Consider the following 24,337-nt stretch of genomic DNA (forward strand, 5'->3'; position numbering starts at 1 on the left):
AGATCCTGAAGGAAACAGACTTAGGTCAGTAGGGTCATGACGCCCTTGCTCCAGGTTTGGCGTGCAGGGGTTTACCCAGCGAACAAACCGCCGCTGTGGCCATGACTTCGCGTTTCGCGAGAAACCCTTACCCCGAACTTCGTCATCGCGTTCGGCGCTCACGTCAACTGGCAGTCCGAATCGGCCCAGGACGTCGTCAGCCGCCCCAAGTACCGGTTCAGACTGGTTGCAGCCGTTCGCTTGCGAACCGTGGATGTCGCAGATGGGCCCCGAGCAGTCCTACGTCTCGTCGACCTGAACTTCCGCTTCTCTGGCGAGACCGGTCGTTGGCATTGACGAAGCGGAGTCGGATCCGAAGCCACATAAACTGCACATGCCCAACGCGATCCCTATCGCCGAGCTGGCTGCATGGCCTGCGCTCGCGCATTCATGGTGAATTCGACGATGTGAACGTCATCGACGAAGGGCCTTCATGCCGGTGGTTTCCTCGCGGTGACATATTTGTCGATGTGCTCATGCAGGATCCGGCGGATCTCGAGGATGGCCTGCGGGTTCTCCTGCACGCTGTGCCAGGAAACGATGACCCGCTCCGACTGTGCGCCGACGAGGTGCGAGCTGGTATAGGGCACCACGCCATCGGTGGAATCGAGCAGGTCGCCCTCGGCATTCTCGCGTCCAATGATCGAGTGGTACCGCACCGCCGGATCGATGGGCAGCGCGGAAGACAGCCGAACGAAGGGATTGCGATCACTGAGGTTATCGATGCTGTTGGGGATACGCAGCGGCGGCTTTCCACTCTCGGGCGGCCGCAGCCGAGTGGCCATGCGGGTCAGGTCTCCGACCTCGTCCAGCATCGCCACCGGCAGCGTCACGAGGTTGGCGGCGTAGCGTGCCAGCCGGTTCTCGGCGAAGGACGTCCCACGGTGGGGCGCCGCGATGAAGATCGCGCGGCTGACCTTCGGCTGTGGGTGAAACTCCAGGTAGTCGCCCATCTCACTGCGAAATGCCTTGTCGTATGCGCGGCGACTGCGCACATCGGGCGGCAGCGTCTCCCACATCTTGTCACCCGAGTCGGACACCAGCAATCGCGCGAGCACGCCGCCCATGCTGTGGCCGACCAGTACGATGTCCTTCGAAGCCAGGGCCGTCCCTTGCGGGTCGTAGTGCGCCAGCGTCGTATCGAGGGCCTGCCGGATGTTGTGCAGGTTCAGCGCCAGCGGCGCGTTGGTCGGGTAGTACACCTGCCAGATCTGGAAATTGCGCCGCAGCGTGTCGTCGCCCATCACCTCGTTGGCCACGTTGACCCAGGCCTCGGGGCTGCTCGCCAGCCCGTGGAGCATTACCACGATGTGACGCTTCGGGTCGTAGGGCTGCATCAGCTGGATGCGTGGGCGCACGATGCCGTCGCTCAGTCCGAACAGGCTGCTCAGGGCCTGGGTCGAGAATCCGGAGCGGGCGAGCCACAGCCCGTAACCGGCGGTGAAGTTCGCGGTCAGCGGCACGGTCTCGCCGGCAAGCGTGGCCTGCGCTCTCTCGTACGGGTCGTACAACGCCAATTCGACCTTGCGCGTCTCCATCACCTCCTGCAGGTTCTTCCCTCCAAAGCGCATCAGTGCGGTGATCGCGGGATAGCGGTTCTCCACGAAGGGAATCGACTTCGCGGTGGCGTCCGGCTCCGGGAGAACAGCCACCAGGGCGGCGCCAAAGCCGTCGCGCTGGTAGGTGTTGCGCAGTCCCGAGAAGCGCAACGAGGTGGCGGCCACGAGTTCCTCGGGCTGGCGCGTTTCGCGCCCGGGCTCCGATGTCTCGAAGTGGACGGACAGGCGCCAGCCGATGACGTCGCCCCACCAGTCGCGCGTGCCGGTGCGCCCGCTCGCGTAGTTGCGGAACAGGCGATCCATCGCCTGCTGCACCGCGTAGTTGTAGTAGTCGCGCACCTGCGTTTGGCGTTCCTCGAAAGCGCGGTCGCCCGGTCGGCGGTCGGTGAAGAAGAGGTAGGCCCACGCGTGGCGCGCGGTCTCGATCCAGGCGTCCAGTTCCGCATCCGGCGCGGCCGCCGGGACTTGCTGCTGTTGTACGGATGCGCTGCCGGCCGCGAGCGCGGCCTCCAGCCAGAGTTCCGACAAGGTCGAGAGACGTTGCTCGTCGGTGATGCCGGGCGCCTGCGCCAGCAGCTTGCGGCAGGCTTCAGGGTCGCCGCGGCAGTCGGTGATGCCCACGATGCGCAGTACCTCCCGGGCCGAGAGGCTGAGGTGGCCGGTGGTCAGCGCGTCGCTGCGGCGCTCGGCAAGGTAGCCCGATGGCGACACCGAAGACACACTCACGACGGCGCAGCCGCAAAGCAGGCAGGCCGTGGCCAGCAGCATCGCGAAGGCCGCGAAGCGGCGGCCTCCGTGCGCCATGGTCGGCGCACCCGGCCGAACGCCTATCGGGGACCATATCTTCACTGAGTCGCTCCTTTCATTCCTGGAATGCCGCGCCGGATGGCCTGCGAGAACTGCGGATCGGCATCGGACGCCTCGGCCCGCGCGGTGATGCGGCCGGCGGCACGCAGCACCGCCAGATCGCCACCGGCGGCCAATCCGCCGATGTGCTGCAGGTATTCGGGCAGGTAGCCCGAGGCCAGCAGGCGCCAGTCCAGTGGCAGGCCGCCCAAGATGTGCTGCGCCATCTCGAACACAAGGGTCGTGCAGTTGGCCGTCAGGGTGTCGTAGAAGCGCGGATGCTCCAACAGCTGCGCAGCGCTGTCGAGGTAGGCGAGGAACAGCGCGCGCCGGGCCTGCGGTGTCATCGCGAGGCGGTACAGGTACACATCCTCCCCGCGCACGTTGGTGCGCACGCGCATGATGTCGCGCTCATCGGCGGCCACGAGTCCGAGCTCGAAGCGCTTGAAGAAACCTGCGATGGCCGAAAACTGCTCGTGCCGCTCCTTGCGGATCTCGAGGGAGAAGGCCAGGTAGTCGGTGCCGCCGCGTCCGTCGTCGAAGCCGAACGACACCAACGTATGGGCGATGGCCGGACCCATCCAGTACGAGAGGGCCAGGTCCACGCTGGCGAGACGGTCCAGATCGTAGCCGCGGGTTTCCCAGCGCGCGTCGTAGTTCGTGTCGCTGCGCCAATCGAAGTTGCGAACGTTCTCCAGCGTCACGATGGTGCCGCGCACCTGCGGATGAAGCTGGCGTGCCACGTCGTCGGCCCAGTCGCGTGAATCGGAAGGAACGATGCGGACCCACCACGCCAGCAGCAGCGCGAAGGCCACGCCATAGGACAGCAGCGCGCGCGGGGCTTGACGCCGCCAGAGCAGCACCACGGCAGCCGTGGCGAAGACGGCCCACAGCGCGCAGACGATGGTCCGGGGCACCGGCGATAGCTGCAACTGGTAGTGCAGGGCCAGAACAGCCCACAGGCCGGAGGCGAGCAGAAGCAGCGTCGCGAGCAGCCGTGCGACGACGGCACCCGCGAAAAGGACGGCGCGCATCATGGAATTCGTGAAGTCCTCGTTGGTGCTCCGTGCTGCCGAGGCTCGGCACCTCGCGATGTGTTTCGTGGCATTCAGGGCTCGATCAGCTTGTTGCGAATCGCATAGCGCACCAGCGAGGCGGTGGAACTGATGCGCAACTTGCTCATGGCGGCAGCCCGGTGCGCCTCCACCGTCTTGGCGCTGATGTGCAGCATCTCCCCGGCGGTCCGGCTGCTGTGGCCTTCCGCGATCAACTGGATGATTTCCTTTTCCCGCGGCGTCAGGACTTCGGGAATGCCGGGGTCTGACAGCGGGGAAAGGTAATGCGCGAGCAGCGCTTCGTTCACCTGGCCCGTGAAGAAGGGCTTGCCCATCGCCAGCGCGTCGAGCGCCGCAAAGAGCAGTTTCTCGGTATCCGACTTGACCAGGAATCCCCGCGCGCCGGCCGCGAGCACTTCGCGGATCACCAGGTCGCTCTCGTGCATGGTGAAGACCAGCACCTGTGTCTTGGGAGAGCGGGCGCAGATCTTGCGCGTGAGTTGCGCGCCGTTCATCAACGGAATGCTGTAGTCGACGATGGCGAAGTCCGGCTCTTCGGCCGTCGCATGGCGAAGCGCCTCGAGCCCGTCGGCGGCCTCCGCGACGACCTGCCAACCGGGTCGGCTTTCGATGAAGGAGCGAAGGCCCCGGCGAACCACGTCGTGGTCGTCCGCGATGAGGACGCGGTGACCACCGCCGCTGCGATGCTCCTGAGCATTGAGCCCACCTGATTGAACAGCCATGATCCGAGATCACTCCTCGCAACGATGGTCAAGTATAGTTTCACGAACTTGCCCGACTCGTTGGCAAGCATGTGGGCTCGCGCCCTTTTCGCCTCCGCGCACATGAACCTGAAAGTGTCGACACGTTCCAGCTTCCGCTTCAACTGGCAGCCCCCTGTCGACGAAGTCAAGCCGCGGCTGCGGCGGCAGCTTGCGATCGTCATCGCAGGCGCGCTGCTCGTGGTCTTCTCGCTGTCCGCGACCTACATCATCGTCGGCGTGCTTCGGGCCCGAAGCGGCGAGATCGGACGACTGAGCGCGGCATCCGCGGATCTTTCGCAGGCGCTGGACCGCGAAGTCGCGCGATCGCATGCGCTGCTGATGGGGCTCGAGTATTCGCCGGCCCTGCAAAGACGAGACCTCGAGGTGTTCCAGAAGCAGATGGCCGCCACGAGGGTTCCCGAGGGCGCCTGGCTGATCCTCTGCGACCGGGAAAAACTCATTGCGCACTCGCTGCGGCCATTCGGCTCGCCGCTGCCGACGCTCGCCGACTTCACGCCTCAACCTGCGTTCCTGGAGCGGATTGACCAACTCGACGTGAGCCTCACGGGGCGCGTGCGCAGCCTCCTGCTCAACCAGACGGCGGTCACCGTGAATATGAAGGCGCGGGATCCCGATGGCGGGTGGACGTACTTCCTGACGACGGTGCTCTCCGATCAGCGGTTCGCATCCATTCTCAAGGAGCAGCAAATGGCGCCCGGGCTGACTGGAGCCATATACGACCACAGCCTGAACGGCGTCGTTTCGGTCCGTGGCGACGAGATCATCGTGGCGCCGGTCATGGCCGAGGCCGCATCGTCTGTGCTGGGCGAGACGGCCGCGCCTGCGACATCCGGACTGATCCGTGCGACCGATCTGCATGGCGAGCCAAGCCTGATTGCCTATACCCGCTCCGGCTACACGCAGTGGATCGCGACGACCTCGATGACGCGGGCCGACCTCGATGCGCCCCTGCATGACGCCGTGAAACTTCTTGCGGGCGCCGGCTTCCTGCTGGGCCTTGCCGGATTCGGCGTCTGGCGCTATCTCCGGCGCGAGATCGAATCGCCGATCGAACGACTCGAAAGAAACATCGCTGCCGCCGATGCGAACGTCGAGCATCTGTCCGAGCGCCTGCTGCAGGTGCAGGAGGACGAGCATCAGCGCATCGCAAGGGAGTTGCACGACTCCACGGCACAACACCTCGTGGGCGCCATGCTGGGAGTCGCCAACCTGGAAAGGACCGAGGCCGGAAACGACGGGGCGCGATCGATGCTCAAGGATGTCAAGGCCTCCGTCGAATCGGCGTTGAACGAACTCCGGACCTTCACCTTTCTGATCCATCCTCGCGATCTCGGCGAGCACGGCATTGCGCGGGCGCTGAAAGATTTCGCGCAGGGTTTCATCCGCCGCAGCGGTTTGACGGGCATGGTGTCCGTCGATTCGGCCACCGATTCCTTGCCCTTCGAATTGCAGAGATCCCTGCTGCGCATCGCGCAAGGCGCGCTCGCGAATGTCCATCGTCACGCCAAGGCGACGCAGGTCGACGTCAGGCTCGAAATGGATGCGAAACGCATCGTGCTGAGCATCGAGGACAACGGCCTCGGAAACCGGCAGTCGGCGCCGGGCGAGCAAGGTCATGGCCACGGCGTCGGCATTCCCAGCATGCAGGGAAGGCTCATCCCCTTCGGAGGCGAACTCAAGATCGAAAGCACTGCGAGCGGCACGGTCGTGCGCGCCGTCGTGCCGCGTCCGGCCGCCTCCTGAGCGGCACCGGCTTCCGGCCTGCAGCGTCCTGTCAGCGTCCATCTGAGTTGCCGATACGTTCCCCCGGCCTCACTGGACGGGTTGCGCAACGGGGAACGTCCATTGTCCGCCGTGGATCTCGGGGTGCGGCCTGTACAGCCGGACCATGTAGTTCCAGCCCTGCATCACCGGCAGGCAGTTCGCGACCTTGCCGTCGCAACCACCGAACTGGACGGCGATCGAACCGTCGCCATCCTTCTTAGCGGTGATGTTGTTGAGGGTGTACGCATCGAGCGGGTTCTTCTCGTAGTACCCCTCGGCGTTGTAGACGCTCACCGACCAGAATCCGTCAACCGGTACCTCGCGTGCGGTGAGCCTGTAAACCGTCTTGCCGTCGTTGCGCTCCGGCACGATATTCAGGTAGACGGCGTCCTTGTCCGGATTGCCACCCCACCCCGACGCGGCACCGAGGAGAAAGCGCACCGGGTCCACTTCGCCCTTGCGGCCGAACATGCGGTTCTTGTCGGGCAGCGTGTCGGACAATGCGATCAAGGCGTCGCGGACCTTCTTCTGGCTGGCGAGGTCCCACCGAGGTATCTCGAACTTGCCCAAGGACTGCTGCTGGACCTTGATCGCATCCTGCAAGGCGTGGACCTTGGCGAGATCCTTCGGATCGTTCGGATCGGCCAGCATGCGGATGGCCGCCACGAAGTAGCGCGTGCCCATGCCGGCGCGATCGAAGGTGTAGCTGCCGGCTTTGTAGTGCACCCCGTGGGTGTACTGGTCTTCGTCGATGATCTGCATCGACATGAAGCGCTGGCCGGGGTCGGGCAGCGTGATCGTGACTGGCCCGGCATCCAGGTCGAAGACCGCGGAGGAATAGAGCGTGTCGCGGTTCAGGCGGATCACGGTCTGCTTGTCCAGCGGGGCGACGTTCCTCGTGTGGTCGAACTTGCCGAAACCGCCATTCTTGACGATGCCGGCGAAGTAAAGGTCCGATTCCGCGCGGGCGAAGTTTTCCACGGTCACCGCCTTGGCTTGCGGCTGCGCCGCCGCGCCTTCGGCTGCCACGCGATCGAGCGCCGGCTGCTTCCAGCGGCCGTCAAGCGCTTCCGGCTTGGGCCAGTACAGGCGCATGGCCGCCCAGAAGGGCCCCTTCGGCGCGGGCAGCCAGTTGGCTTCCTTGTCCTTGCCGGGTGACTCGTTCTGAAGATACAGCGTGATGCCGCCATCCGCGTCGCGCTTCAGCGCTGGCAACATCGCGGAGTTGATAAGGTAGCGGTTGAGCGGATTGGCGACCAGCAGGCTCTCGGGCAGGCCGTACATCGTGAACGACCAGAACGAGTTGACCGGCGGCAGCGCGTTGGCCGGGAAGCGCAGGACGTAGCGGTTGCTTTCCCCGTCCAGCGCCTGCCCCTTGGAATCGACGAAGTAGGCCGGATAGACTGCCTCTTCCTTCGAATTTCCGTAGATGCCGAAGGCCGCCGAGGCCATGCGGGCGAGGTAGTCATTTTTCAGGAAATTGCGCGTGCCGAAGCCGTCGCCCGAGGTGCGCTTGCCGGTGTCGATCTGCTCGGTCTTGAACCTGGCCAGCGTCTGCCATGCATCGGCCATTCCTTCTTCGACGGCCTGGCGCTGCGGGGGTGGCAACTGCTCGGCGTCGAAAGGCTTGCCCGCCACCACGCCGATCCGCGCGAAGCGCGCACGCAACGCGGTCTCGCTCGGATGGGTGGGCGCGAATTGCAGAAGGAAGTTCAGTTCATCGAAGAAGCGCGGCGAGGTGCGCTGCTCCTGCGCCGATAGCGGCTTCAAGAAGTCCACGGCAGGCGCGGGCGCGGGTGCCGCCGTGCCGAGGAAGGCCGACAGCGGCTGGACCTTGTAGCCCGCCTGGATCTTCTTCACGTTGCCGATGTCGTCGGGGCCCTTGAGCTGCGTCCGGTACAGCACGAAAGCCAGATCCGTCTCGGAGCGGATGACCTGCTTGATCCCGGCCGGCACCTTGCCCTTCCAGTGCGGACCGGCCAACAGATAGTTGGCAGCCTCCGAGCCGGTGGCGCGGCTGCCGACATAGGCGAAGTTGAAGGTGTAGAGATCGATGAACTGCAGCGAGTAGTAGCGGTCCTTGCCCACCGTCGGCACAGAGATCACAAGCGGTTCGGTCCGCAGGTCCGCGCCGAGTTGCGAGTACGGCGTGTCGGAATTCGGCGTCTGAATCGCCTTGTCGTCGGGTGTGTAGACACGCTCGACGTTGTGGATCGTGTTCCAGTGCGCCTTGAACTCGGACCCGGTCGTGTCCACGAAGTACGAATGCATGACCCGGTAGTTGTCGACCAGCGGGAATCCGTAGATCGTTGCCTCCTTGGCGATAGCGCGCACTTCGGCGGGCGGTACCTGCTGCCGAGCCGAAGCGGCTGATGCTGGAACGATGGCTGCCTGTAGCGCCAAGGCGCAGGCGAGCATCAGCTCTCGAACGGTTGAGAATCGAAATTTCATGACGGCTGCCTTTTGGCTCGTGTGGTTGTTCAGACTGTATCGGCGGCGTTGCCGTCCGCATCGCCGAGACCGTAGTAGCGCCCGGTGTACTGGTTCTGCAGGTTCAGGCCGATCGTCGGCGTCAGCGGATTGTTGGCCGCGTTCATGTCGTCGTTCGATTGTGCGGAAGCGGCACCGCATGCCGCGGCAAGCAGCAGAGCGGCGAAAGTCGTTTGTGTTGGGGTTCTGGAATGCGCCATGGGGCTGGTCTGGACTGCGCTGTTGCGGAAGCGCCTACCTTACTGAGGCGGGAGGGGTGGCGAGCACTAGGAAAAGGGTCTATTTCCGGGCGGAGATCTACCTATCCGGTCCCTTTGGCGTTGACGCTGAAAAACCTTCACGCAAGACTCGTCGCATCGTTCAGGGAAACAAGAAGACAGCGATGACCTCGCGAGACGAGAAAGGAAGAGGATGACGAATCGATTGCTGCGCAGCGCCGTGTGGGCGGGCGTTGCGCTGGTGCCGCTGGGCGCGGCAGCAACCGAAGGGGGGATGGGCCGGCCCATCACGGGGCAGCAGGTGAACTCCAATGCGGGCATCGTGCCGTCGACACCGGGCCTCGCGCTCACGCTCGCGAGCATCAATTTCAACGGCGACATCGAAGGCTCGCGGCGCGTATCGATCGGGCGGGTCGTCAGCGCCGGCATGGAAGCCACAGTCAGCTACAACATCGCCAACCTGACCTACGTCTGGAACACGGGCCCGGGCAGATGGAACTTCGCATCGGGCATCGGCCTGCCGGTGCAATACACCAAGGTCACCATCGACGCATCGAGCAACCTGCGCCCGGGGCTGTCGAACACCGACAGCGGCACCCAGTTCGCCGACATTCTGATCAACCCGATCGTGGCGGGCTACCACTTCAGCGACACACAGCACATGGCGCTGTCGCTTCCGATCTATGCGCCCACGGGCGCCTACAACCCGAATCGCCTGGCCAACGCGGGTCAGAACACCTGGACCTTCTCGCCGACCATCGCCTACACCCAACTGCTCAAGGGCGGAGGCGAGTTCAGCGCTCTCGCCGCTTTCGACTTTTACACGCGCAACGATGGCACCGACTACAAGAACGGGTCGGTGTTCCGCATCGATGCGATGTGGACCACGGCCGTTGCGTCGCAATGGCGCCTGGGCGTGGTGGGCGGCTGGATCGAGCAGATCGAAAATGACTCGGGCCCCACCGCCGACAAGCTCAACGGCTTCGAGGGCCGCTCGGTCGGGCTGGGCCCGATCGTGACCTGGACGGGCAAGATCGGGCCCCTGCCCGCGGCGTTCTCGGCGCGCTGGGTCCACGACGTGGATGCGAAGAACCGGCCCAAGGGCAACGGCGTGACGGTCAGCCTCACGCTGCCCATCATGTAGTGGAAGCGCGCGTGATCAGGAACACAGACGTCACGCCCGCATTGGTGCTGCTCGGGCGCGGCATTTTCAATCTCGCTTTCGGGATCGCCCTGATCGGCTTGGCGAGCTCCGAGGCGATGCACGGTTCGAAATGGGGCGGGATCTTCGCTCTGGTCGACGGCCTGTTCGGCCTCGTATGGGCGATGTTCACCTGGACCCGGGCTCGCTGGCTCTTCGCGCTCGCGTGTATCGATGCAATCGTCCGGATATTGATCGGCGCGCTTCTGCTCGGGAATCCCGGCATGGAAGCCTCGGTGATCGGTTCGGCGCTCTTCTTCTCGCTGATGAGCGTGGCGCTCATGACCTTCGGCATCCTCGGCGCGGCCTGTGTGTGGTGGACCCGACCGCGCATGACGCCCGCCGGGAGCGAGGACGTGGTCTGGCCGGCTCTCATTTCCTGCGCGCTCACCGCGATGCTCGGCCTCGGCGTGGGCGTTGGATTTCTCGACGTGGACAAGCGCGCGGCATTGAGTGCCTATTGCATCGTGTTCGGCGTGCTGCTGTGCTGGAGCAGCCGCCGAGCCACAAGAAACAACGAAAGGAGGTCGTGATGACTCGGAGAATGGACGGATTCCTCGGTTGGAAGTTCAAGGCGACGACTTGTGCGTGCATGCTGCTGTTCGGATGTGCGCAGCAACCCGCTGCCACCTCGGCGCCGGCCTCTCCGGCGCCGGTCGCGAGCACTGCGACGTCGGTCTCGGAGGCGGCGGGCACTGCCGCACGGGCGGATTCCACACGCGCTTCGATCGATCCCGGAGTGCTGCAGGCGCTTGACCGCATGGGCGATGCGCTGCGCGAGCTGAAGACCTTCGAGCTGCAAGTGTCCACGACGACCGACGAACTGCTGGACAACGACCAGATGGCCCAGGTGAGCCGCTCCGCGACCCTCAAGGTGCGTCGGCCCGACGCCCTTCGGGCCGACATGCGCAACGACCGTGGCGACCGCAAGGTCCTCTACTACAACGGGCAAAAGGCAAGTCTGTGGGACCCGGCGAGCCGGTATTACACGATAGTCGATGCGCCGTCTACGCTGGCCGAACTCGTGCGCGTCCTGGCGGATCGCTACGGCATCGAGCTGCCGGCCACCGACCTGTTCTATTGGGATTCGAACAAGCTCGACGAGCGCGGCGTTCGCTCGGCCGACTTCCTCGGCTACGCCGAGGTCGACAGCAGCCAGACCGAGCACTACGCGATCCGTCAAGATGGCATGGACTGGCAGATCTGGGTCGAGCGCAGCGCAATTCCGTTGCCACGCAAGCTCGTGATCCGCACCACGGACGTGGCGGCGCGCCCGCAACACACTGTCCTGATGCGCTGGAAGCTCGCACCGAAGGTCGCGTCCGCCGACTTCGAGTTCAGGCCACCGTCGGGCGCGCGCGAAATCGCGATCCAGACACTCGACGGTGGCGTGGCAAGTCCGCGAACCGGCACGCCATGAGACGGCACGCGCAAACCGCAAACCCCTTCGTCAAGCGAGGCGTATCCATGAATCATCCATCAGCGATCCCATCCATTTCGCTTTCCGGTCTGCTGCTGGCACTGGCGGCCGCCGGCTGTCTCTTCGCCAGCGGCGCGGCGCATGCGCAGCGAGACATTCGCGCGGGCGCCGCACGGACTTCGGTCAACCACAACGTGGCGGCCAACCGCAATCTGGCTGTCAATCAGAACATCGCTGCGAACCGGAACGTGAACGTCAATCGCAACGTGAACGTGAATCGCCACATCGGCGTGGTGGGAGGCCCCGTGGTCGTGGCGCCGCCGCTCGTGGTGGGCCGCCCCGTCGTCGTGGACAACTACCATCCGGTGGCGACGGCGGCTGCGGTAACGGCCGGTGTCGCGCTGACCGCCGCGGCGGTGGGGGCGATCGTTCATAGCCTCCCGCCTTCGTGCACCGTCACGACAGTCAACGGAGTCACTTATCAGAACTGCAACGGCACCTGGTATCAGCCGCAGTATGTCGGGACCCAGGTGAACTACATCGTCGTCAATCCGCCCCGCTGAGCTTGCGATTGACACCGGAGCGCCGAAGTTCTGGCACTCTTCCTCACCGACGCAGGGCCGCGCTCGCCGGACGGCTCTGACTTGTTGTTCTCCTACACCGCAGCCATGTTGATCAACCCGATACTGGGCTGCTGCCGGCTTCGTGGACACCTACCTAGGATTTTTGAGCCTTCTCGAACCGTATAGGACTGACGTAGTCGAGCGTCAAATGGCGTCGAGTCGGGTTGTAGAACCGCTCGATGTAGTCAAACTCATCGGCGGACTGCCGTTGGCGGCGTTGGGCAACTGTCGCAAGTTCCAAGGGCGACTCGGAATGACGTCGTCTCCACCATTCAGAAAATCGCGCCGCGATCCGCGGCACTCGACAAGGGAAGATCGAAATGCAACTTCAAGACATGGGCGTGAAGCCCTTTGCAATCTTGTTTGCAATCGTTGCGATAGGGCCCATCGTGGCGGGCGTAGTTCTTCAACGTCAAGCAGGCACTGCCAGCCATTACGCATTCTGGGTAATTCTGGCAATTGGTGTGCTGACGCTCGGTGTGATCGGCTTCTCGATGTTGAATCGGAGCGCAGTCATCCAGGATGCCGAACTGACAGTCAAGTCGACTTTCTATTCAACCACCGTGCCCGTGTCCAGTGTCACCGACGTCCGCACTGTCGTGGGGGGTTCCGAGGACGACCTTGTCGGCTTGCGCGTCAATGGAGTAGGCCTTCCGGGCTTTCGGTCCGGTTGGTTCAATTCCCGGGCCGATGGCCGACTGTTCGTGGACCGTGTCGCCGGCGACTACCTGCTGGTCTCCGTAGACGGCAAGCCTCGGCTTGCACTTGAGTTTGCCGACAACCAGGGGGCTGCGAAAACGCTTGCGGCAGTATGACTCATGAGGAGACAAAATGAAGAGCCGTGAGTTGAGCGGCTCGGCCGTTCGAGCGATTTCACTGGTTGCCGTCGCCTGTCTGGCAAGCACGACACGTGCACAACAGTTCAGCAACTGCTAGGCCACGCTCCGCGCCAGCAGATGGTCCACCAGCCGCCGCTGCGGAAACGTCAGCGCCTCCTGCCGGGTGCACAGGTACATGCGCCGCGAGGCCCAGGCGTCCGACAGGTTCAGAAAGCGCAGGCCCATTTCCTTGCGGTAGGTCGCCGCGGCGCCTTCGGGCAGGATGCCGACGCCCATGCCGGCCTCGATCATCCGGCAGACCACCTCGAAGCTCTTGACCCGCACGCGCAGGCGCAGCACCTTGCGCGCCAGCAGCGCGGCGTCCTCGATGGTGCGGGTGATGGCCGAGTCGCTTTCGAGCCCCACGAAATCGAAGTCGAGCAGCTCCGCGAAGGACACCTCGCGGCTGCGGTACGGGTGCTTGCGATGCACGATGGCCACCAGCCGGTCGGTGCGGTAGGGAATGAAGTTGAGCGAGGAATCTGCGGTCTCGCCGGTGATCACGCCGACGTCGGCCTGCCGGTCGCGGATCGCCTGCACGATCCAGACGCTGCGATGCTCCTCCACGTCGACCCGGATCTCCGGATAGCTGCGGCGGAAGCTGGCGACGTCGTCGGGCAGGAACTGCCCCATCGCCGACGCGTTCGCCTGCAGCCTCACGCGCCCCGTCGCGCCTTGCGCGTAATCCGACAGATCGGCCCGCATGCGGTCGACGTCGCGCAGGATCAGCCGGGCGTGGACGGCCAGCGACTCTCCCGCACCGGTTACCGTGACGCCCCTGGAGGTGCGATGGAAGAGCGTGACCCCGAACTCGCTCTCGAGCATGCCGATGCGGCGGCTGGCGGCCGACAGCACGAGGTGATGCTCGTGCGCGGCCTTCGACAGGCTGCCGCTTTCGACAGCGCTCAGGAAGAGCGCCAGGGAATCCAGATCAGGTCTCATGACGGCCATTGTCGGGAATCAGCCCAGCGGCACGCTGGCCTCCTTCAGCACGCGCAGCACGAAGTGCGACTTGCTGTGGCGGATGCCGGGGATCTTGTAGAGCTTCTCGCGCAAGAGGCGCTCGTAGTCGCGCGTGTCGCGCACGGCGATGCGGATGTAGTAGTCGTAGTCGCCCGAGACCAGGTAGGCCTCCTGGATCTCGGGAATGGTGGCCAGCACGCGGCCGAATTCGTAGAGCGTCTCGTCGGTGTGGCTCTCGAGCGTGAGCTGGACGATCACCGAGTCGTGGTAGCCCAGGCTCGGCGCGTCGAGGTCGACCGTGTAGCGCTTGATCACGCCCTGCGACTCCAGCTTCTTGATCCGGGTCCAGCAACTCGTCGGCGACAGCCCGACGACGGCGCCGATCTCCTGCAGGGTCTTGCGCGAATCCTCCCGCAGGACGCGGAGGATGGCCAGGTCAATCTTGTCGGATGATTTTTCGTCTCCGACTTCCTTTTGGCGATTGGTTTTTTGGTTCACGTGGAAATGAGCCGGATTAAAGAAGCATATTCTGCCGCCAAAACGGAAGAATATTGGCATGCAAACGCTCGCCACCCCCCCCACGTCGCCCCCTCTGGACAACCCCGCGTCGCCGCCGCGCGTGCGCAACGGCGCGGTCGCGCTGCTCGAGACCCTGATCGAGTGCGGCGTCGACACGATCTTCGGCTACCCGGGCGGCGCGGCGCTGCCGCTCTACGACGCACTGCACGGCGAGCCGCGCCTGCGCCACATCCTGGTTCGCCACGAGCAGGCGGCCGTCCATGCCGCCGAGGGCTATGCCCGAACCACCGGTCGGGTGGGCGTGGTGCTGGTCACCTCGGGCCCCGGCGTCGGCAACACCATCACCGGCCTGCTGGACGCCATGAGCGATTCGATCCCGGTGCTGTGCATCAGCGGCCAGGTGGCGACCTCCGTGATCGGCACCAACGCCTTCCAGGAAAGCGACGCGCTCGGAATGTCCCGGCCCGTGACCAAGTGGAACCACCAGACGCGCAGCGCCGACGACATCCCGGCCGTGGTCCGGCGCGCCCTCGACATCGCCGCGTCGGGACGCCCCGGCCCCGTGCTGCTCGACGTGCCGAAGGATATCCAGCTCACGCCGCTGAATGCCGCGCGCGCCGCACCGGCCGCGCTGCGCAAGGGCCGCACGCTGGGGCTGCCGCCGCGCGGGATGCTGCAGCGGGCCGCCGATCTGCTGTCCACGGCGCGCCGGCCGATCCTCTATGGCGGCGGCGGGCTGGTCAATGCCGGGCCCGGGGCCTGCGCGGCCTTCACGCGGCTGGTCGAGCGGCTCGACGCCCCATGCACGCTGACCCTGATGGGCCTGGGCGCCTTCCCGGCATCCGACCCGCGCTTCCTCGGCATGCTCGGCATGCATGGCGCGCTCGAGGCCAACCTGGCGATGCACGAGGCCGACCTTGTGGTCTGCGTCGGTGCCCGCTTCGACGACCGCGTGACCGGCAAGCTCGACGAGTTCTGCCCGCACGCGCGCAAGATCCACATCGACATCGATCCGAGCAGCATCAACAAGATCGTGCAGGTCGACGTGCCGATGGTCGGCGACTGCGGCGCCGTCCTCGATGTGCTGCTCACGATGCCGGAGCTGGACGGCCTCGCGCCGGAGCGTCTCGCGCCATGGTGGCGGCGCATCGATCACTGGCGTTCGCAGCGCTGCTTCGGCTACACGCCGCGGGCCGACGTGATCCTGCCGCAGGAACTGATGACTTCGCTGCAAGAGGCCATCGAGGGCCGCGACGCCATCGTCTCGACCGACGTCGGCCAGCACCAGATGTGGGCCGCGCAGTACCTGCGTTTCGAGCGGCCGGGCCGCTGGCTGACCTCGGGCGGAGCCGGCACGATGGGCTACGGCCTGCCGGCCGCGATCGGCGCGCAGATCGCGCATCCCGACGCGCTCGTGGTGTGCGTCAGCGGCGATGCCTCGGTGCTGATGAACATCCAGGAACTGTCGACCGCCGCGCAGCACCGCACGCCGGTCAAGCTGGTGCTGTCGAACAACGGCTACATGGGCATGGTGCGCCAGTGGCAGGAGCTGAACCACGGCAACCGGCTGAGCCACAGCTGGAACGAGGCGCTGCCCGACTTCGTGGCGCTGGCCAGGGCCTTCGGCTGGGGCGCGCGCCGCGTCGCCGATCCGGCCGAGCTGCCCGGCGCGCTGGCCGAATGCCTGGCCCACGACGGGCCTTTCTTTCTCGATGTGCAGGTGGCGGCGCAGGAGAACTGCTTCCCGATGATGCCGTCGGGCCGGGGCCATCACCGCGTGATGCTCGCGAAGGACCGCTGGTACGAAGAAGAGCAGGGGGACCACGCGCCCCACTGAAACCGCAGCCCGCGCCCGCTCAAAAAAGTTTCATGCCCCGCCGCCTACCGGCGGCCGGGGTGTTCCGTGCGCGCACCGCTTACCCGCGGCCGCGCGCACGTCCCGAAAAAAGAGTCCTACCGGATCCAACAAAAATGACGACCCCCGAACTCGCCAGCGTCTCGCTGGACGACAAATACACCGCCACCACCGGCCGCGTCTACCTGAGCGGCATCCAGGCCCTGGTGCGCCTGATGCTGGTCCAGAAATGGCGCGACCAGGCGGCCGGCCTGAACACCGCCGGCTTCGTTTCCGGCTACCGCGGTTCGCCGCTCGGCGGCATCGACGAGGCCTTCTGGAAGGCGCAGTCCCAGCTCGACGGCAACGGCGTGAAGTTCCTGCCGGGCGTCAACGAGGAACTCGCCGCCACCGCCGTGTGGGGCACGCAACAGGTGCAGCTGACGGGCGAGAGCACGGTCGATGGCGTGTTCGCCATGTGGTACGGCAAGGGCCCGGGCGTGGATCGCTGCGGCGACGTCTTCAAGCACATGAGCCACGCCGGCACCTCGCCGCACGGCGGCGTGCTGCTGGTGGCCGGCGACGACCACGGCGCCTACTCGTCGACGCTGCCCAACCAGAGCGACCACATCTTCGCGGCCTCGATGATCCCGATGCTCTATCCGCAGAGCGTCGAGGAGTACATCGAGCTCGGCCTGCACGGTTTCGCGATGTCGCGCTTCGCGGGCCTGCCGGTGGGCTTCAAGGCGCTGGCCGATACCGTCGAGTCGTCGGGCCCGATCTCCGCCGACCTGATGGCGGTGCACACGCGCCTGCCGCAGGGCTTCGTCTTTCCGCCGGGCGGGGTGCATGCGCGCCTGTCGACCGACACGCTGGGCCTGCAGGCGCGCAAGCAGGAAGCGCTGATGCAGGACTACAAGATCTACGCCGCGATCGCCTATGCGCGCGAGAACCGGCTCAACCGCATCACCATCGACTCGCCGCGCGCGAAGCTCGGCATCGTCGCCTCGGGCAAGTCCTACCGCGACGTGCTCGAAGCGCTGGAAGAACTGGGCATCGACGCCGACGAGGCCGCGCGCATCGGCGTGCGCGTGTTCAAGGTCGCGATGCCGTGGCCGCTGGAGCCCGACTCGATCCGCGAATTCGCCGACGGGCTGGACGAGATCCTGGTGGTCGAGGAGAAGCGCCAGATCGTCGAGTACCAGCTCAAGGAGCACCTCTACAACTGGCGCGAGGACGTGCGCCCGCGCGTCATCGGCAAGTTCGACGAGGCCGGCGAGTGGGCGTCGCCGCGCGGCCGCTGGCTGCTGCCGGCCACGGCCGACTTCTCGGTGGCGCAGATCGCCCGCGTGATCGCCGGGCGCATCGCGCGCTTTCATACCAGCGACATGATCCGCACGCGGCTGGCCATCCTCGACGCCAAGGACGTGGTGCTCGGCAAGTCCGTGGCCACGCCGGCGCGGCCCGCCTGGTACTGCTCGGGCTGCCCGCACAACACCTCGACCAAGGTGCCCGAAGGCAGCCTGGCGCTGGCCGGCATCGGCTGCCACGTGATGGCGACCGCGATCTACCCCGAGCACAACAAGACCACCACCCACATGGGCGGGGAGGGCGCGCCGTGGCTGGGGCAGGCCTGGTTCTCGAAGCGCAGGCACGTGTTCGCGAACCTCGGCGACGGCACCTACTACCACTCGGGATCGATGGCGATCCGCGCGGCGGTGGCGGCCGGCATCTCCATCACCTACAAGATCCTCTACAACGACGCCGTCGCCATGACCGGCGGCCAGCCGGTCGACGGGCCGATCAGCGTGCCGCGCATCGCGCAGCAGGTGGCGGCCGAAGGCGTGCGGCGCATCGCGCTGGTGGCGGAGGACCCGGGCCGCTGGTCCGACCGCTCGAAGCTGCCGGCCGACAGCGAGGGCCTGTCGCTCACCGTCCACCATCGGGACGCGATGGACGACGTGCAGCGCATGCTGCGCGACTACGAAGGCGTGTCGGTGCTGATCTACGACCAGGTGTGCGCGGCCGAGAAGCGGCGGCGGCGCAAGAAGGGCGAGTTCCCGCAGATCGCCGAGCGTGTCTTCATCAACGAGTTGGTGTGCGAAGGTTGCGGCGATTGCGGCGAGCAATCCAACTGCACCTCGCTGCTGCCCCAGCCGACGGACCTGGGCCTCAAGCGCCGCGTCGACCAGAGCTCGTGCAACGCCGACTATTCCTGCGTCAAGGGCTTCTGCCCGAGCTTCGTGAGCGTCGAGGGCGTCACGCCGCGCAAGAGCAAGCCGGTGGCGGCGAAAGCCGAAGCGGCGGTGGCGCTGCCCGAGCCCGCGGGCGCGTCGCTGGAGAACATCCACAACATCCTGATCACCGGCATCGGCGGCACCGGCGTCATCACCGTCGGCGCGCTGATCGGCATGGCGGCGCACCTCGAAGGCAAGGGCGTGAGCGTGCTCGACATGACCGGCATGTCGCAGAAGAACGGCTCGGTGACCTCGCACGTGCGCATCGCGCACGACAACGCGCAGCTCAAGGCGCAGCGCATTCCGACCGGCGAGGCCGACCTGGTGCTGGGCTGCGACATGCTCACCGCGGGCGCGCCGGATGCCATCTCGAAGATGCGGCCCGGCCGCACCTATGCGCTGATCAACACTTTCGAACAACCGACCGGCCATTTCGCGCAGGATGCCGACTGGGTCTTTCCCGCGGCGCAGGTGCGCGCGTTGATCGAGGAGTCCGTCGAGGGCGGCGGTGCCGACTTCATCGACTCGACCGCCCTGGCCACCCGCCTGATGGGGGACGCCATCGCCTCCAATCTGTTCCTGCTGGGCTTCGCCTTCCAGAAGGGCCGCATTCCCCTGTCGTCGGCCGCGCTGCTGAAGGCGATCGAGATCAACGGCGTGGCCGTCAAGGCCAACCAGGCGGCCTTCAACTGGGGGCGCAAGGCGGCGCTCGATCTGGCCGCGGTCACGCGCGAGGCCTCGCCGGCGCAGGTGGTTTCGGTCTCGCGGCCGACGACCTTGCGTGCGCTGGTTGCGGACCGCGTCGAGTTCCTCACCGCCTATCAGGACGCCGCCTATGCGAAGCGCTATGCGGATCTTGTCGAACGCGTGCAGGCCGTCGAGGCCAAGCGTGGCGGCAAGGATGCGCTGGCCCGCGCGGTCGCGGCCAATCTGTTCAAGCTCATGGCGTACAAGGACGAATACGAAGTGGCCCGGCTCTACACCGACGGGCGCTTCCAGGCACAGCTGGCGCAGGCCTTCGAAGGCAAGGCCAGGCTGCGCTTCCATCTCGCGCCGCCGATCCTGGGCAAGCGCGATGTGCACGGCCATCCGGTCAAGCAGAGCTTCGGTCCGTGGATGCTGCATGGCTTTCGCGTGCTGGCGGCGCTGCGCCGGCTGCGCGGCACGCCGCTGGACCTCTTCGGACGGACCGCCGAACGCAAGACCGAACGGCAGCTCATCGAAGAGTACCGGGCGACCATCGAGGAGGTGCTGGCGCGCGTCGAACAGGCGGGGCTGGATGCTGTGCTCGACACCGGGGTCGCGCTGGCGCGGCTGCCGGAGCAGATCCGCGGGTATGGGCATGTGAAGGAGGAGAGCCTGGTGCAGGCGCGTGTCAGGTGGTCGAAGCTCACTCAGGAGCTGCGTGGGGTGCGGAGGCTGAGTGTGGAGCGTGAGGGCGTTCCCGCCTAGCGCGGCCCGAGCCTACCCCGGCCGCTATCGCCACGCCGTGCTCAAGGACGGCGTGGCGCTTTCTTTGTGGTGCTCGAGTCGGTGGGGCCTGCGCGCTTGCGATCTGATTGCGCCAGCCTCCGCATGGCCCGTCAGTATCCGCGTGATGGCTCGATGATGTTGTCTGGCAATTCGCCGGCTGAGACGCGGAGGATGTTGGCTGCGATCTGCTTGGCCGAGGATGACGGAATGGCCACCGATGCGAGATGTGGGGTGATGAGCACATTGGGCATGCTCCACAGCGCATCTCCGGCCGGCAGGGGTTCGCGCTCGAAGACATCCAGCGTTGCCGCGCCGATGTGGCCACTTTGGAGCAGCTCCGTCAAAGCGGCCTGATCCACCAGGGCGCCCCTGGCGACGTTGATGAGCGCAGCGCCGGGCCGCATTTTTTCGAGGCGTCCGCGATGAAAGAGCTGGTTCGTCTGCGGCGTAAGCGGCAGCATCAGGACGACGATGTCCGCTTGGCCAATCACGGAATCGAGCGTCTCCATGCCGGCAGAACACGCCACGCCATCGATCTGCGCAAGGCTGCGCGACCAACCCAGCGTCTTGAACCCCTGACGCTGAATCTCATGCGCGGCCTTGGCTCCCAGCTGTCCCAGTCCCAGCACCGCAACGGTGATTTCCTCCGGCGAACGCGGGTGGCGATAAGTCCACCGGCCTGAGCGCTGGGCCTGCTCGAAGACCGGAATGTCCCGGGCGTGCCGGAGCACCGCGAACAGCACATAGCCGGCCATCATCCTCGACATCTGCGGATCGGTGATCCGGGTGATGGGAATGTCCCCGGGGAGGTCGTCACGTGTCACCAGCGAATCCACTCCGGCGCCCAGGTTGATGATCAGCCGAAGATTCGTCATCTGCCTGAAGATGCCCTGCGGGGGCTTCCAGACCAGGGCGTAGTCGATCAGTTCCGGCCGCTCGGTCTGGCTCGCGTGAACCACATGAAGTGCCGGAAGCTGCGCCTGAAGCGCCTTTTTCCAAGTCTGGAAATCGTCGAAGTCGCTATAGAAGGCCAGGGTGCCGACAGACTTTGCTTCAGGAAACGTCATTTTCAAAAGCCTGTTTGTTCTTTCGCACCAGGCGCGCAATGGCCTCGATGGCGAGTTCGTAGCCGTCCCCCCCGAGTCCGGCAATGACACCATCCGCCACCTTCGATATGTAGGAATGATGGCGGAAGGGCTCGCGCTTCCAGATGTTGCTCATATGGGCTTCGATGATCTTTCCGGGGAAAGACATCAGGGCATCCAGGATGGGGATGGACGTGTAGGTCAAACCGGCCGCATTGATGACGATGCCGTCCGCAACGCCGCGTGCTTCCTGAATCCAGTCGATCAGCTGTCCTTCATGGTTCGACTGCAGAAAACGCAGGCCGACCTCCAGCGAGGCTGCCTTCTGCTCACAGCGCGACTGCAGGACGGGGAAACTGTCGGTGCCGTAGTTCTTGTTGGCATCCAGGCCATAGAGGTTGGCGTTGGGACCGTTCAGGAACCAGACGGTGACAGGAGGCTTCGAGGTTTCGGTCATGTGTTCTTCAAGCTTCGTAGGGGCGGGTGGCCTGCATGGCGGGCAGGCTCTGGAAGGCTTCGTTCCAACGGGCTGCGACGCCGCATTGGGCACGCCAGTTCAGTGCGGGAAACCGGAAGTCCAGGTATCCCAATGCGCAGCCGATGGTGATCTCGCCGATGGTGGGTTCTTCGTGGGCCAGGTCGGATGCGATGGCTTCGATGGTGGCGAGGCAGCTCGTGACTTTCGTCAAAAGGGCTTCGTGCCAGGTGGGCCACTGGAATTCGGCGGGACGCGCCGTCAGCTCGTAGCGCGCCAGCAGCGCGGCGTCGAGCAGGCCATCGCCCAGCGCCTGGCGGCTGAGTGCCGTCCATCGATCGGCGCCGGACGCAGGAAATATCGTCTCTGCGCCCGCCCGGCTGGCCAGGTACTCGCAGATCACCCGGCTGTCGTAGAGGGCCTGGCCGTCTTGCAGGATCAGGGTCGGCACCTTGGCGAGCGGGTTGTGAGCCGCGATGCGCGGGTCGCGTCGAACCGGATGAGCGGCGCTGTCCAGGAGCCGGATCTTGTCGGCCTGTCCGGTCAGATGCGCGCACACCATGACCTTTCGCACGAAGGGGGATGTAGCAGCAAAGAGGAGTTTCAACATCAGGGCACCAGCACCAGCTTGCCGAACACCTTCCCGCTTTCCAGCATGGCATGGGATGCCGCGGCATCCGCGACCGGGAAAGTGCTGTGGATGCGCGGCGCGATCCGCCGGCTTTTCAACAGCGGCATCACATGGTGGGCCAGGCGCCTGGCCATGCGGGCCTTTTCAGCGTGACTCTGCGGACGCATGGTGGAGGAGTGCAGGCTCAGCTGGCGCTGCATCAGCGTCAGCAGTTCGATGGTGATCGCCGAGCCCTGCATGAAGGACAGGCTGACATGCCGCCCGCCGAAAGCCATGGCTTGAAGATTGCGGCGCACATAGTCGCCGCCAACGATGTCGAGCACCACGTCCACACCGCGCCCATCGGTGTAGTCAAGGCAGGCCTGGGTGAAGTCGGTGGTGGGCCAGCAGATCGCCAGATCGGCGCCCAGAGCCTTCAGTTCGGGAAATCGCGCCTCGTCGTTGTCGGTCGCGATGACTGTGCAGCCGGCCGCATGGGCCATCTGGATCGCCAGCGTGCCGATGCCGCCCGCGGCGCCGTGGATCAGAACCGTTTCGCCCATCGCCAGACGCCCGAGTTCGAACAGGTTGTGCCAGACAGTGAAGAGCCCTTCGGGCAAGGCCGCTGCCTCGACGTCGGACAGATGGGCCGGCACCACGAAGGAATGATCGACCGACGCCGTGCACCACGGCGCATAGCCCCCGCCGGGCACCAGGCTCATGAGGCGCTGGCCGAGAAGCGCGCTGTCGACACCGGGGCCGCAGGCGACCACCTCGCCACACACCTCCAGGCCGAGCACATCGGTGATGCCGGGTGCGGGCTTGGCGATGCCCTGGCGCTGCATGACATCGGGCCGGTTGATGCCGGCGGCGAGCACGCGCAGCAGAACCTCACCGGCTCCGGGCACGGGCATCGGGCGCTCGGCCAGCACCAGCACGCTGGCGTCGCCGGGCTCCCGGGCGACGATGGCGCTCATTGAACTCGGAAGGGAGGTTCTGGTTTCGGTCATGGGGTCTGCTTTGCCTTTTACTTTCGGGAGCTGAAAACGCTGATGCCCTCATCGAGAAGCGCCAGCCCGGCGACCGAGCCGACGGGCCAATGCTGCATGGCGCCAAGGCCTGCACTGCGCACCGTGACAACCTGGCGGGCCGTCATCGGAACATCTACATCAATGAAGGTATTGATGTGGTCACCTTGGAAGACGTGGTGGATCACCGTGCCGCTCAGGACCGAACCGGCATGCAGACCCTCCAGCAGGATGTGTTCCGGGCGGACGTAGACGTCCAGCCTCTCGCCTTCGTGCGATGCATCGACCAATCGAGCCTGCGGAAGGCTGAGATAGCCGGAGCCCAGGCGCAGCTGGATCTCGTGGGCGGTCCTGCCGTGGTAGTGGGCCGGCAGGATGTTCACGTCGCCCAGAAAGGACGCCACGAACGGGTCTTGCGGATTCCGGTACAGGTCGGCTGGCGATGCGATCTGGCGGATGACACCGGCCGACATCACGGCGATGCGGTCCGACATGGCGAGCGCCTCGCCCTGGTCGTGGGTGACGAAGACCGTGGTCAGGCCCAGGCGGCGCTGGATCTCGCGGATCTCGACCTGCATCGAGCCGCGCAAGCTCTTGTCCAGGGCCGAGAAGGGCTCGTCGAGCAGCAGCACCTTGGGCTGGATGATCAGTGCGCGCGCCAGCGCCACACGTTGCTGCTGGCCGCCGGAGAGTTCGCGCGGCTTGCGGTGCCCGAGGCCCGTGAGCTTGACCATGGCCATCGCTTCCTTGACGCGCTGGGCCACCTCGTCCTTGGGCACGCCCCGCATCCGCAGGCCATAGCCGATGTTGCGCTCTACGGTCATATGCGGAAAGAGCGCGTAGTTCTGGAAGACGATGCCGATCTGCCGCTTGTGCGGCGGTTCGCTGGTCACCGGCTGGCCCTCGATGAAGATCTCGCCGCTGTCGGCCTCGGCAAAGCCCGCGATCAGGTTGAGCAGCGTCGTCTTGCCGCAGCCCGACGGACCCAGCAGGGTCAGGAATTCCCCACGCTTGATCTTCAGCGAGACCTCGTGCAACACGGTCTGGTCGTGGTACTTCTTGACCACGCCTTCCAGGCTGACGGCTGTGTCGGCCTGCGGATGCGAAAGGCTGGGCTGCGCTGCAGGGTCGGAGTGGACTACTTTCATGCCCGAACGATAAGTCATCGGTCCGCGACCGGGTCTTTGCCGAAATTGATGCGGCCCCTCGGAAAAACGAAAGGCCTCGATGGCCGC

20 protein-coding genes are annotated in these 24,337 nt (G+C 65.6%); 8 read left to right on the top strand and 12 right to left on the bottom strand.

Translation table 11 applies throughout. From position 1 onward, the window contains the following. Nucleotides 1-470 precede the first annotated feature (470 nt). The 3 genes from AC1DYK_RS09030 to AC1DYK_RS09040 form a co-directional block, all read right to left on the bottom strand. Complete coding sequence (locus tag AC1DYK_RS09030) at nucleotides 471-2,447, bottom strand: esterase/lipase family protein (RefSeq protein WP_478165964.1); 1,977 nt, start codon at nucleotides 2,445-2,447, stop codon at nucleotides 471-473. Beyond that, nucleotides 2,444-3,478: an Lnb N-terminal periplasmic domain-containing protein gene (locus tag AC1DYK_RS09035; RefSeq protein WP_478165965.1), complete on the bottom strand. Its 1,035-nt coding sequence runs from the start codon at nucleotides 3,476-3,478 to the stop codon at nucleotides 2,444-2,446. Before AC1DYK_RS09035 ends, AC1DYK_RS09030 begins: the two co-directional genes overlap by 4 nt. A gap of 74 nt (nucleotides 3,479-3,552) precedes the next feature. Next, nucleotides 3,553-4,242: a response regulator gene (locus AC1DYK_RS09040; RefSeq protein WP_478165966.1), complete on the bottom strand. Its 690-nt coding sequence runs from the start codon at nucleotides 4,240-4,242 to the stop codon at nucleotides 3,553-3,555. Nucleotides 4,243-4,344: 102 nt separating this feature from the next. Here AC1DYK_RS09040 and AC1DYK_RS09045 point away from each other — a divergent pair, with 102 nt between their 5' ends. Next, entirely contained in the window at nucleotides 4,345-6,027 is a 1,683-nt protein-coding gene (locus AC1DYK_RS09045) for a histidine kinase (protein WP_478165967.1), read from the top strand. A gap of 69 nt (nucleotides 6,028-6,096) precedes the next feature. Here the strand turns inward: AC1DYK_RS09045 and AC1DYK_RS09050 are convergent, their stop codons facing one another. Both AC1DYK_RS09050 and AC1DYK_RS09055 read right to left on the bottom strand, forming a co-directional pair. Further along, on the bottom strand, nucleotides 6,097-8,499 hold the full coding sequence (locus AC1DYK_RS09050) for a DUF1254 domain-containing protein (protein ID WP_478165968.1): 2,403 nt from the start codon (nucleotides 8,497-8,499) through the stop codon (nucleotides 6,097-6,099). A gap of 29 nt (nucleotides 8,500-8,528) precedes the next feature. Further along, nucleotides 8,529-8,738: a hypothetical protein gene (locus AC1DYK_RS09055; RefSeq protein WP_478165969.1), complete on the bottom strand. Its 210-nt coding sequence runs from the start codon at nucleotides 8,736-8,738 to the stop codon at nucleotides 8,529-8,531. Between the two features lie 211 nt (nucleotides 8,739-8,949). On the opposite strand from AC1DYK_RS09055, the gene AC1DYK_RS09060 reads away from it, so the two are divergent. From AC1DYK_RS09060 to AC1DYK_RS09080, 5 genes are all read left to right on the top strand, one after another. Then, nucleotides 8,950-9,900 carry a SphA family protein gene (locus AC1DYK_RS09060; RefSeq protein WP_478165970.1) on the top strand — a complete coding sequence of 317 codons (951 nt, stop codon included), beginning with the start codon at nucleotides 8,950-8,952 and terminating at the stop codon, nucleotides 9,898-9,900. After that, entirely contained in the window at nucleotides 9,900-10,490 is a 591-nt protein-coding gene (locus tag AC1DYK_RS09065) for a hypothetical protein (RefSeq protein ID WP_478165971.1), read from the top strand. Before AC1DYK_RS09060 ends, AC1DYK_RS09065 begins: the two co-directional genes overlap by 1 nt. Next, a complete protein-coding gene (locus tag AC1DYK_RS09070) occupies nucleotides 10,490-11,377 on the top strand; it encodes a DUF2092 domain-containing protein (RefSeq protein WP_478165972.1) in 888 nt (295 codons plus the stop codon). Before AC1DYK_RS09065 ends, AC1DYK_RS09070 begins: the two co-directional genes overlap by 1 nt. A gap of 47 nt (nucleotides 11,378-11,424) precedes the next feature. Then, nucleotides 11,425-11,940, top strand: a complete 516-nt coding sequence (locus AC1DYK_RS09075; RefSeq protein WP_478165973.1) for a hypothetical protein — start codon at nucleotides 11,425-11,427, stop codon at nucleotides 11,938-11,940. 380 nt (nucleotides 11,941-12,320) lie between these two features. Beyond that, nucleotides 12,321-12,815, top strand: coding sequence for a hypothetical protein (locus tag AC1DYK_RS09080; protein ID WP_478165974.1), 495 nt, complete (start codon nucleotides 12,321-12,323; stop codon nucleotides 12,813-12,815). 117 nt (nucleotides 12,816-12,932) lie between these two features. Here the strand turns inward: AC1DYK_RS09080 and AC1DYK_RS09085 are convergent, their stop codons facing one another. Beyond that, a complete protein-coding gene (locus AC1DYK_RS09085) occupies nucleotides 12,933-13,820 on the bottom strand; it encodes a LysR family transcriptional regulator (RefSeq protein ID WP_478165975.1) in 888 nt (295 codons plus the stop codon). 18 nt (nucleotides 13,821-13,838) lie between these two features. Further along, nucleotides 13,839-14,339, bottom strand: a complete 501-nt coding sequence (locus tag AC1DYK_RS09090; RefSeq protein WP_478165976.1) for an Lrp/AsnC family transcriptional regulator — start codon at nucleotides 14,337-14,339, stop codon at nucleotides 13,839-13,841. A gap of 58 nt (nucleotides 14,340-14,397) precedes the next feature. On the opposite strand from AC1DYK_RS09090, the gene ilvB reads away from it, so the two are divergent. Together ilvB and AC1DYK_RS09100 are read left to right on the top strand one after the other, a co-directional pair. Then, entirely contained in the window at nucleotides 14,398-16,197 is a 1,800-nt protein-coding gene (ilvB, locus tag AC1DYK_RS09095; protein ID WP_478165977.1) for a biosynthetic-type acetolactate synthase large subunit, read from the top strand. Nucleotides 16,198-16,331: 134 nt separating this feature from the next. Continuing rightward, nucleotides 16,332-19,883 carry an indolepyruvate ferredoxin oxidoreductase family protein gene (locus tag AC1DYK_RS09100; protein ID WP_478165978.1) on the top strand — a complete coding sequence of 1,184 codons (3,552 nt, stop codon included), beginning with the start codon at nucleotides 16,332-16,334 and terminating at the stop codon, nucleotides 19,881-19,883. Nucleotides 19,884-20,014: 131 nt separating this feature from the next. On the opposite strand, the gene AC1DYK_RS09105 is transcribed toward AC1DYK_RS09100, so the two are convergent. Genes AC1DYK_RS09105 through AC1DYK_RS09125 form a run of 5 tightly spaced genes read right to left on the bottom strand, consistent with a single transcriptional unit; the run spans nucleotide 20,015 to nucleotide 24,250 of the window. Beyond that, a complete protein-coding gene (locus tag AC1DYK_RS09105) occupies nucleotides 20,015-20,971 on the bottom strand; it encodes a 2-hydroxyacid dehydrogenase (RefSeq protein WP_478165979.1) in 957 nt (318 codons plus the stop codon). Further along, complete coding sequence (locus tag AC1DYK_RS09110) at nucleotides 20,958-21,446, bottom strand: type II 3-dehydroquinate dehydratase (RefSeq protein ID WP_478165980.1); 489 nt, start codon at nucleotides 21,444-21,446, stop codon at nucleotides 20,958-20,960. Before AC1DYK_RS09110 ends, AC1DYK_RS09105 begins: the two co-directional genes overlap by 14 nt. 7 nt (nucleotides 21,447-21,453) lie before the next feature. Continuing rightward, entirely contained in the window at nucleotides 21,454-22,074 is a 621-nt protein-coding gene (locus tag AC1DYK_RS09115) for a glutathione S-transferase family protein (protein WP_478165981.1), read from the bottom strand. Next, entirely contained in the window at nucleotides 22,074-23,051 is a 978-nt protein-coding gene (locus AC1DYK_RS09120; RefSeq protein ID WP_478165982.1) for an NAD(P)H-quinone oxidoreductase, read from the bottom strand. The genes AC1DYK_RS09115 and AC1DYK_RS09120 overlap by 1 nt, the downstream gene beginning before the upstream one ends. A 50-nt stretch (nucleotides 23,052-23,101) precedes the next feature. After that, on the bottom strand, nucleotides 23,102-24,250 hold the full coding sequence (locus AC1DYK_RS09125) for an ABC transporter ATP-binding protein (protein WP_478166055.1): 1,149 nt from the start codon (nucleotides 24,248-24,250) through the stop codon (nucleotides 23,102-23,104). Nucleotides 24,251-24,337: the final 87 nt, after the last annotated feature.

Source organism: Variovorax sp. P2_H12, from assembly GCF_056403395.1.

What these genes read in the sequence shown, in the direction of transcription:
- AC1DYK_RS09035 (WP_478165965.1), bottom strand. Translation starts at nt 3,478, where the DNA reads ATGCGCGCCGTCCTTTTCGCGGGTGCCGTCGTCGCACGGCTGCTCGCG.
- AC1DYK_RS09040 (WP_478165966.1), bottom strand. Translation starts at nt 4,242, where the DNA reads ATGGCTGTTCAATCAGGTGGGCTCAATGCTCAGGAGCATCGCAGCGGC.
- AC1DYK_RS09045 (WP_478165967.1), top strand. Translation starts at nt 4,345, where the DNA reads ATGAACCTGAAAGTGTCGACACGTTCCAGCTTCCGCTTCAACTGGCAG.
- AC1DYK_RS09050 (WP_478165968.1), bottom strand. Translation starts at nt 8,499, where the DNA reads ATGAAATTTCGATTCTCAACCGTTCGAGAGCTGATGCTCGCCTGCGCC.
- AC1DYK_RS09055 (WP_478165969.1), bottom strand. Translation starts at nt 8,738, where the DNA reads ATGGCGCATTCCAGAACCCCAACACAAACGACTTTCGCCGCTCTGCTG.
- AC1DYK_RS09060 (WP_478165970.1), top strand. Translation starts at nt 8,950, where the DNA reads ATGACGAATCGATTGCTGCGCAGCGCCGTGTGGGCGGGCGTTGCGCTG.
- AC1DYK_RS09070 (WP_478165972.1), top strand. Translation starts at nt 10,490, where the DNA reads ATGACTCGGAGAATGGACGGATTCCTCGGTTGGAAGTTCAAGGCGACG.
- AC1DYK_RS09075 (WP_478165973.1), top strand. Translation starts at nt 11,425, where the DNA reads ATGAATCATCCATCAGCGATCCCATCCATTTCGCTTTCCGGTCTGCTG.
- AC1DYK_RS09080 (WP_478165974.1), top strand. Translation starts at nt 12,321, where the DNA reads ATGCAACTTCAAGACATGGGCGTGAAGCCCTTTGCAATCTTGTTTGCA.
- AC1DYK_RS09085 (WP_478165975.1), bottom strand. Translation starts at nt 13,820, where the DNA reads ATGAGACCTGATCTGGATTCCCTGGCGCTCTTCCTGAGCGCTGTCGAA.
- ilvB (WP_478165977.1), top strand. Translation starts at nt 14,398, where the DNA reads ATGCAAACGCTCGCCACCCCCCCCACGTCGCCCCCTCTGGACAACCCC.
- AC1DYK_RS09100 (WP_478165978.1), top strand. Translation starts at nt 16,332, where the DNA reads ATGACGACCCCCGAACTCGCCAGCGTCTCGCTGGACGACAAATACACC.
- AC1DYK_RS09105 (WP_478165979.1), bottom strand. Translation starts at nt 20,971, where the DNA reads ATGACGTTTCCTGAAGCAAAGTCTGTCGGCACCCTGGCCTTCTATAGC.
- AC1DYK_RS09110 (WP_478165980.1), bottom strand. Translation starts at nt 21,446, where the DNA reads ATGACCGAAACCTCGAAGCCTCCTGTCACCGTCTGGTTCCTGAACGGT.
- AC1DYK_RS09115 (WP_478165981.1), bottom strand. Translation starts at nt 22,074, where the DNA reads ATGTTGAAACTCCTCTTTGCTGCTACATCCCCCTTCGTGCGAAAGGTC.
- AC1DYK_RS09120 (WP_478165982.1), bottom strand. Translation starts at nt 23,051, where the DNA reads ATGAGCGCCATCGTCGCCCGGGAGCCCGGCGACGCCAGCGTGCTGGTG.
- AC1DYK_RS09125 (WP_478166055.1), bottom strand. Translation starts at nt 24,250, where the DNA reads ATGAAAGTAGTCCACTCCGACCCTGCAGCGCAGCCCAGCCTTTCGCAT.